Below are 7677 nucleotides of genomic sequence, written 5' to 3'. Positions count from 1 at the left end.
CACGGAGATTGACCCCGAACGACCGTCTTTGGCCGGCCTGCCCGAATGGCAGGGCCGCGTCCGGATCAACAACGGTGAAGTATTTTTCGTCGGTGAGGTTTTCCGCAAAGGCGGTTATCTCCCAATTGTCCTTCTTGAAGCCGAGCTGGGCGTTGACGATGAAGCGGGAGTCGATTTCGTACATGCCGCGTGTGCCGAAGCGTGAATTATATTCCGTGGTATATTTGGCATCCGCGCCGACATAGACGCCGTTCTCGAACTCATAACGCCCGCCGAAGCCGAGGGTCCATTCCGGCGCTTCGGGGAAGGATTTTCCGGACTGCTCGCCCAGACCGCCGTGATCGAATTCGAGGAACCTTGTGTTCAGATAACCGATCGAGGCGAAAGCCGAGAACTGGTCGGTCACCTGATAGGTCGGCTCGATTTCAAAACCCCACGCGCGCGATGACGCGGCATTTTCCGTTATGCGATATCCCGGAATGAGAGACGGGGGACGGATTTCGATCTGCTGATCTTCATATTTGGTATAAAAAAGATTGGCATTGAGGGTGAGCCGGTCGTCCAGCAGGGTTCCCTTATAAGAAAGCTCGTAGCTCTGGGAATATTCCGGTTCGTAGGTCACGAGGGGGAAGGCGGGATCGCTGCGATTGACATAGGAGCCTCCCGAACGGAAACCCTGTGTGTAGGTGAAGCCGACGGTTTGGTTGTCGCCGAATTCCTTGGAGAGGCCGATCTTGGGTACGAAATTCAACTCGTCGAAGGATGCGGGTCCTCCGGAAAAGAAGGGATCCATTCCGTAAAAGACGAAGGAGTTCAGCTCCGTATTTGTTTCCTCGAGATAGTCCAGACGACCGCCGGCGGTGATGAACCAGCTCGGCGCGAACTCATAGGTCGCCTCGCCGAAAGCGGCGAGGTTCGAGGTCTTGCGATTCTGCTGGTCGTCAAGCTGCGCGGGCATGGGTATGCCCGGTACTTCCGCGACAAAACGCGACCAGCCTTCGAAGACCTGACGGCTGCCAAAAAGGCCAGCGACCCACTTCCACCGTTCTCCTTCGTAGTTCAGGCGAAGTTCCTGGGTGAATATCGAATCGTCATCGGTACCCCAGATACCGGTGACCAGACCGGGCGTGCCCGCATCGACGGAGCGGCGTGTGTTTATGCCGTATTGAAAGCCGGTCTGGGAGGTGAATCGCAGGCTGTCGGAGAAGTCATGGGTTATTTCGAGACCGACATTATGAACCTCGGTCCAGCGGAACTCCGTGTAGGTATCGGGATTGTTGTTGAAATCGCCGCGCCCGTCATAGAGGCCGACCAGCCGGTCATTCGGGCGATCTTTCGAATAGGCGTAGGTCAATAGGGCGCGTGTATCCGGCATCTCGGACGGGGTTACGAGCACCTTCGCGCGAATGTTGCGGCTGATATCCGTGGTCAGGTCGTCATAGCCGGCGTAGTCTCTGAAATTCGAATAGGAAACATCCGAACGGGAACGCTCGAACGCACCGGAAATGCGCAATGCCACCTGATCCTCGACAACCGGCGTATTGACGACGAAGCCGGAGCCGACCCGGTTGTTGTTGCCGACGGTGCTGGACAGTTCCAGGCCCTTGTCGAAGGTCGGATCCTTCGACTTGATGTAGATCGCGCCCGACATGGCGGCGCGGCCGGAGAGCGTCGATTGCGGGCCACGATAAACTTCGACCTGTTCCACATCCCAGAGGCTTCGCGCACCGAAGCGGGCATTATAACGGGTCTGGAGAATGCCATCGACGTAAAGCGACCCGACCGGCGCGCCGCCGGGGACGAAACCTTCGGAACTCATGCCGCGAATGACGAAACCGGCATTGACTGTCGCGCTGTCGAGCACGTTGGCAAGCCGCCGGTAAGCATCCTGCGTATATCTGATCTGGCCGTCCTCTATGGCCTTTGCGGTGACGATGCCGACGCTCGCCGTCGTGTTGTTCAGCGTCGTCGCGTCGCGCGCGCCGTAAATGGTGATGGCATCCAGTACGGTCGTGCCGTCCTGTGCGATGCCTTCGGCCGAAAGGCCGGGGCCGCTCGACAGGGTTACCTGGTTGCTGCCGGCAAAGCGGGCAGTGACACTGGTGCCCGCCAGCACGGCGTTCAGCGCCCGTTCCGGGGTGAGGGTGCCGGTGACGCCGGCGGTTCTCTTGCCCGCGGCGACGGATGCGTCGAAGAGGATTTGCAGTCCCGTCTGTGCGGCAAGACTGTTCAATGCCGGAGTGAGAGGTCCGGCAGGGACCGAAATCGCCCGTTCAGCCGATTGCGCCCTTGCCGCGTTCACCATCGCCGGTAGAGCCGGGCTCACAGCAATCGCAGCGCCGGCCAGAAGCACCGCCCGCAGGGCCGATCTGGCCGCTTGTGGTACGGAAATTATCTTGTTCATCAAAACCCCCAAATCCTGCGGCAGTCGACACGCGCAACTCATTGTCAAATGCGTGCGAAACACTCGCTTGTGAAATAGACGTTTGGGTTTCGGGATCTGGGACGTTCTGTTGAAAAAATTATCGAGCTTGAAAAAAGAAGAGGGATTCGCCTCGAGCGTGCAGCTGACCCACAAAAGTCGATGGAGCTTTTGCGGCCTGCGCGCGAAGGCTGTTTTCTTCGCTATGTCGTTGATTAGAAAGGTGACGCTGACCCGTCACTCGCGTTCAGTCAACTTAAGGTGTTTGCTTACAGAGACCGCCATGCCGCGACGGCTGACCCCGAGTTTCGCATAGATGTTTTTCAGGTGGAATTTCACAGTCGCTTCCGAAAGTCCCAGGTCGCGGGCGATTTCCTTGTTGCTGCGGCCTTCGGAGAGAAGTTTTAGAACAGTGATTTCGCGGCTGCTCAACAGACCGGCGGCGTGGGCGGCGCCATCTTCATTATGACGCAGCGAAGGTACCGTGCGCGGCTGGCGGCCGAGGCCGTGTCCGACGATGCGGCTCATGAATTCCACGGCGTCGGGGCTGAATACCTTCAGTCCGAAACGGCGCACAATGGCGCGCAATGTGGTCGCCAGATCATGCCCCTCGTCCGTAAAGAGCTGCGTCGCTTCATGAGCGCGGGCAAGAGCGATGGCCGATTGCAGATAGGCGAAGGCGTGCTGTTGCCGGCCCGCCTTCCATGAGGCCTGTACCGCCATGATTTCGGCCAGCATGCGGTGATACGCCCGGCCTGACGCCTTGGCGGAAACGATCAGGGTTTCGAGTGTTTGCAGCGCCGGCAGCGTCTGTCCCTGCGCAAGTGCCAGCCGGGCGGCCGCGATTTCAAGATCATATGCCTCGCGCCAGGTCCAGTTGTCGCTACCGCCTGCCTGTTGGAGGGATTTTGCCCGCTCCATGGCCTGCGTTGCCGACTCTATCATGCCAGCCCTGACAAGCAGGTCGACACGCATGATCGCAGCCGCCGTCTTGAGCCGTGGCAGATTACGTTCCACCGCCACTTCCTCGGCTTTGTCCAGTGCCGTGGCGGCGGCGTCAAAGCCGCTGACCTGAAGGCGGCTGCGGGCCAGTAGCCAGAACAGGCGTGTGAACAGGTCCACCCAGCTTTCCCCACGGATCAGCGGCTCCACGCATTCCGTTAAGGTCTGTTCGACATGAAGGACCTCACCTTGCTGATAAAGCACATCGGCTGTTGCGAGATGAACGATGGCGAGCAGGTTGCGGTCTGTCCAGTGCACCCGTTCCACCAGCTCCTCGGCCTCCCGGCAAAACTGCAGGGCCGCCGAAAATTCGCCCGTCAGAGTGCTGACGAGGCCGAGGTGGATGAGCATAAAGACCTGTGCATAGGGCGTCTTTTCCTCGCGATAATATCCGAGAGCCTTCAACGCCGCCCGGCGTGCCTGCTCCAGTTCACCCGTGCGGGTATAGATGATGCACAGGTGGTTGAAGAGCCAGGCCAGCTCCCATGTCGCATGCGGCGGCAAGGCGGCGGCGGCGCGTTCCAGCCGTTGGGCCTCGGCGGCGCTCATCCGCCGGTCCTCGTAAACGTCGATCAGGCTGTCGATATGGTCGAGGACGCTGCGGTCGACGGCCGCGAGTGCTGCAGCGGACCATTCGCCGTCATGTTTCAGAATATCGAGCCGCTCGCGCCCGGCCGCCGCATTTCCGCGCTTGGAAAGCACCACGGCATAGCAGACCATCAGGCCTGGTGAGGCATGCAGGATTTCCGGTGGAAAGTTGTCGATCAGATGCTCCAGTACCTGATGACCCGCCCTCAGGAAAATATCGACGCCGCCGGCCTTTCCGATGATCTCTCCCGCCATATGGAAATCACCGCTCTGGGCCGCATGCGAAACGGCGCGCTCCAGATGGGCACGTGTTGCGAACCAGGCAGCGGCCTGCCGATGAAGCGACTTTTTTTCTTCTTCCGAAACGAATGCGGTATCACGCTCCAGGCAGATGCGAAGCACCGGATGCAGGGATAGCCAGCCGTTCTGCCCGTTTTCTATGATGGGATGCATGGCCTCCAGCATCGCCAGATCGTCCTTCGGCAGGTTGCCCAAACCGAGATCGGACGCGAGATCGAGGCGAAATTCCAGAAACGGTGACAAGCGGCGCAGCATGGACAGAAGCGCCGGGGAAAGCTGGTTGATGACGGTTTCGCGCACGTAATCGGTCAGGTCGGCGTGTGTTCCGGCGAGAAGCGCGCGACGCTCCTCTTCTGCCGGGTTTCCGGCCATGATGCCGGCTGCGAGTTGCGCCAGTGCCGGCCAGCCGCGGGTGATCTCCATCAGCGGATCGACAAGTGCCGAGGTTGCACCGCGCGACAGAAGCCGCCGGAGTTCCGATCGTCCGAACTCGAGGTCCCGGACAGTCAATTCCGCCAGCACGCCACGGGCCTTCAACCGCGCAAGCGGCAATTGCGCAGGAAAGGAAGATGAAAATGCGATGCGCAGCTTGTCCGGTGCGGAAAGGATGAGCCGCTCCAGCAGCCGGTGCTGTTCGCCGGTGTCGATTTCGTCAATGTTGTCGATGAAGAGAATGGTGAGACCGTCACGTCGCGCGATGGCTTCCATCGCATTCATCAGGGCATCCTGCTTGTCGGTCATTGCGGCGAGGCCAAGCGACTGGAGCAATTCGCTGACGAAGCGCTCAGGCGAAGCAATGCCTGAAGCGTTGAGCCAGGAACAATGGGAAACGGCCGTCTCGTGCAGGCCGGGCAGGATCAGCGTGCCGTCCACCAGACGTTCATAGGCCGCCTTCATCATGGCGGTCTTGCCGAAACCGGGCGGCGCCCGCAGGACCACAATCTGCCTTGCGAGCCCTGCGGCCAGTTTTGACAGGAGGTAAGGTCTCTCGATGCTTGAAAAAAGCATTCGCGGCGGGCTGAACCGCAATCCTGCACCGGTAAACGTTCTTACGGCATGCGATGGCTTTTCACGCAAGACACGGCTCGGCATCGGTTCTCTTTCGCCAGTGAACGACCCGCCCTTGCCGGAAGGTCGTTCGAAAAGGGCGGGATATTATCAGTGCCCGATGTCAGCCATTCGTCAAGAGCCGAGTGGCTGGTAGGGCTGTGTCAGGCCGAATGCGCCGGGGCCGAAGACGGCCAGAGCCTCTGGCGTGCGCATGATCGGCGGCACACGCACGGCCAGCACGTTCACCCGCTGTCCGTAACGCAATCTCTCGGTGGTGATCGCTTCGGCCGTGTCGATATCCAAAATCGTGATGAGGTCGGGCACGATGGCAAGAACGCGGCCGGACTCTTCCTCCGCCACAAGATTTTCGTTCTGGATACGGATTTTGACTTTCGGTTTCGATGGATCGAAGGGCTCGATGGTGGCAATCCCCACGGACCAGCCGTTTTGCTCCTTGCGCGCAACATCGGAAACCTTGCCGGATGTGATGATTTCCGCATGGCCGTAATGTGTACCGGAGAAAAACGAAATCAGCGCTTCGACAGGATTGCGGTGCTCTGCCGCCGCTTCCCGCAGCGTGCGGCCTATGCCGATAGCGAGCGACATGGTGGCGGGAACGGAAACCCTCTTCGCCGTCCGGCCGTCCATGCCGTAATTGACGATATAGGCCTGTCCGCCCATGCGGATCGTTACGCCGCGCGCCAGCCATTCGGCCTTGGCCGCGTCGTCGGTCTCGATCAGCACGCGGTTGCCACGTTCGTCCGCCACGGCGACGGGGCTTGCGGGCACGCCGTAGACGTTGAAGGTTTCCATTTCGAGTTGCGGAAAGGCGCGGCCCATGCCGTCGGCATCTATGACCGGGACGCGTTTTTTGGCGGCAAGGATGATCGGCACCATGGAGTTGATGCCGCCCGCCTCGAAAGGAATGATCGCATCGACGTTGATGCCGGTATGATCTTCATAGGTTTCCAGCGCCATATCGCCTTCGTCACCGGAGGGGATCTTCTCGATGAGAATGGTTGGCGCCCCCATGGCGCCACAGGCGACGACGGCAGCACCATCCGCTACGTCTTCGAGCGCCAATAGATCGACGGGGCCGTATTTTTCGATTGCCGCCTTGGCCAGAAGCTTGCCGATATAGGGATCGCCACCGCCGCCGGTGCCGAGCACTGCGGCCCCCACGGCCAGATCGTCTATGTCCTGATCGGTGATGATCGCCATGTCAGTCAATCTCCTCAATGGAGGTAAAGGGTTCCTTCAGGCCAAAGCAGGCAGGCCCGAAAACGTCGAGCGCCTCGGGCGTTCGCATGATCTCCGGAACGGAAACCGCGACGACCGTGACACGCTGGCCATAACGCAGGTTTTCGCTGGTGATCGGTTCGGCGGTTTCGGTGTTCATGATCGATATCAGGTCCGGCACGATGGCCCGCACCTTGCCGTCCTGCCTTGCAATCAGGTTCTCGTTCTGGATCTCGATCTCCATCTGCGAGGAGAATGGCGCAATGCCGTCTATGCGCGCCCGGCCGATGGTGAAACCGGCCTTGGTCTCGCGCAACACATCGGTGATCTTGCCCTTGAAGATGATGCGGCCGTATCGATAGAGCGTGGACGGCAGGAAACCGAGCAGGGCTTCTATGGGATTGCGATGCTCGTCATGCGCCTTGCGCAGCACTTCACCGATGCGGATCGCGAGTGTCAGCGTGTTGGGAATGGCGGTGCGCTTCACCTCCGCGCCGCTCATCGCATATTCGGCGATGTAGGCGCAGCCGCCCATGCGGATCGCAACCGCACGTGACAGCCATTCCATCTGGCGGTTGTCGACCGCTTCGATCAGGGCGCAGTCGCCCCATTCGTTGCTGACCGCCATCGGAGATCCGGAGATGCCGTAAACGCCGAAGGTTTCCATTTCGAGGAAAGGGAAAGCACGGCCCATGCCGTCCGCATCGACGATGGGCAGCCCAAGCCGCGCGCCGACAACAAGCGGGATGGTGGAGTTGATGCCGCCGATCTCGATCGGCATGGTGTAGGACGCCTTTTTGCCGAGGCGCTTTTCCAGCCGCCGCAGAGAAGCGACCGCCTCGTCGCCGGAGGGGATTTTTTCCACCAGAACGGTCGGCGCGCCCATCATCGCGGTGGGTATGACAAGGCAATCATCGGAAATATCCCTGGGGTCGATTAGTTCGACCTCGCAGCCTTCATCCAGGCATTGCTGCACCATCATGCGCCCGACATAGGGGTCGCCGCCCCCGCCCGTACCGAGAAACGCGGCCCCGACGGCAAGATCAGCCAAATGTTCACGTGTGAGTTTCATCGCG

Annotated in this window: 4 protein-coding genes; all 4 read right to left on the bottom strand. The window is 60.2% G+C overall.

Going from position 1 to position 7677, the window contains the following annotated elements:
- Positions 1–2404, bottom strand: a 2404-nt coding sequence (locus N5D22_RS22650; protein ID WP_279703371.1) for a TonB-dependent receptor, incomplete at its 3' end; no start/stop codon positions are given.
- A gap of 255 nt (positions 2405–2659) precedes the next feature.
- On the bottom strand, positions 2660–5320 hold the full coding sequence (locus N5D22_RS22645) for a LuxR C-terminal-related transcriptional regulator (protein WP_279657620.1): 2661 nt from the start codon (positions 5318–5320) through the stop codon (positions 2660–2662).
- A 174-nt stretch (positions 5321–5494) separates the two neighbouring features.
- On the bottom strand, positions 5495–6583 hold the full coding sequence (locus N5D22_RS22640; protein WP_279657619.1) for a DUF917 domain-containing protein: 1089 nt from the start codon (positions 6581–6583) through the stop codon (positions 5495–5497).
- A 1-nt stretch (position 6584) separates the two neighbouring features.
- Entirely contained in the window at positions 6585–7673 is a 1089-nt protein-coding gene (locus N5D22_RS22635) for a DUF917 domain-containing protein (protein WP_279657618.1), read from the bottom strand.
- Between the last annotated feature and the right edge of the window lie 4 nt (positions 7674–7677).

The sequence above is a fragment of the Agrobacterium sp. GD03872 genome (assembly GCF_029840625.1).
GTDB classification, from domain to species: Bacteria; Pseudomonadota; Alphaproteobacteria; order Rhizobiales; family Rhizobiaceae; genus Agrobacterium; species Agrobacterium fabrum_A.
The sequence above is the reverse complement of the archived record's forward strand: the minus strand, read 5'-3'. Positions and strand labels throughout refer to the sequence as shown.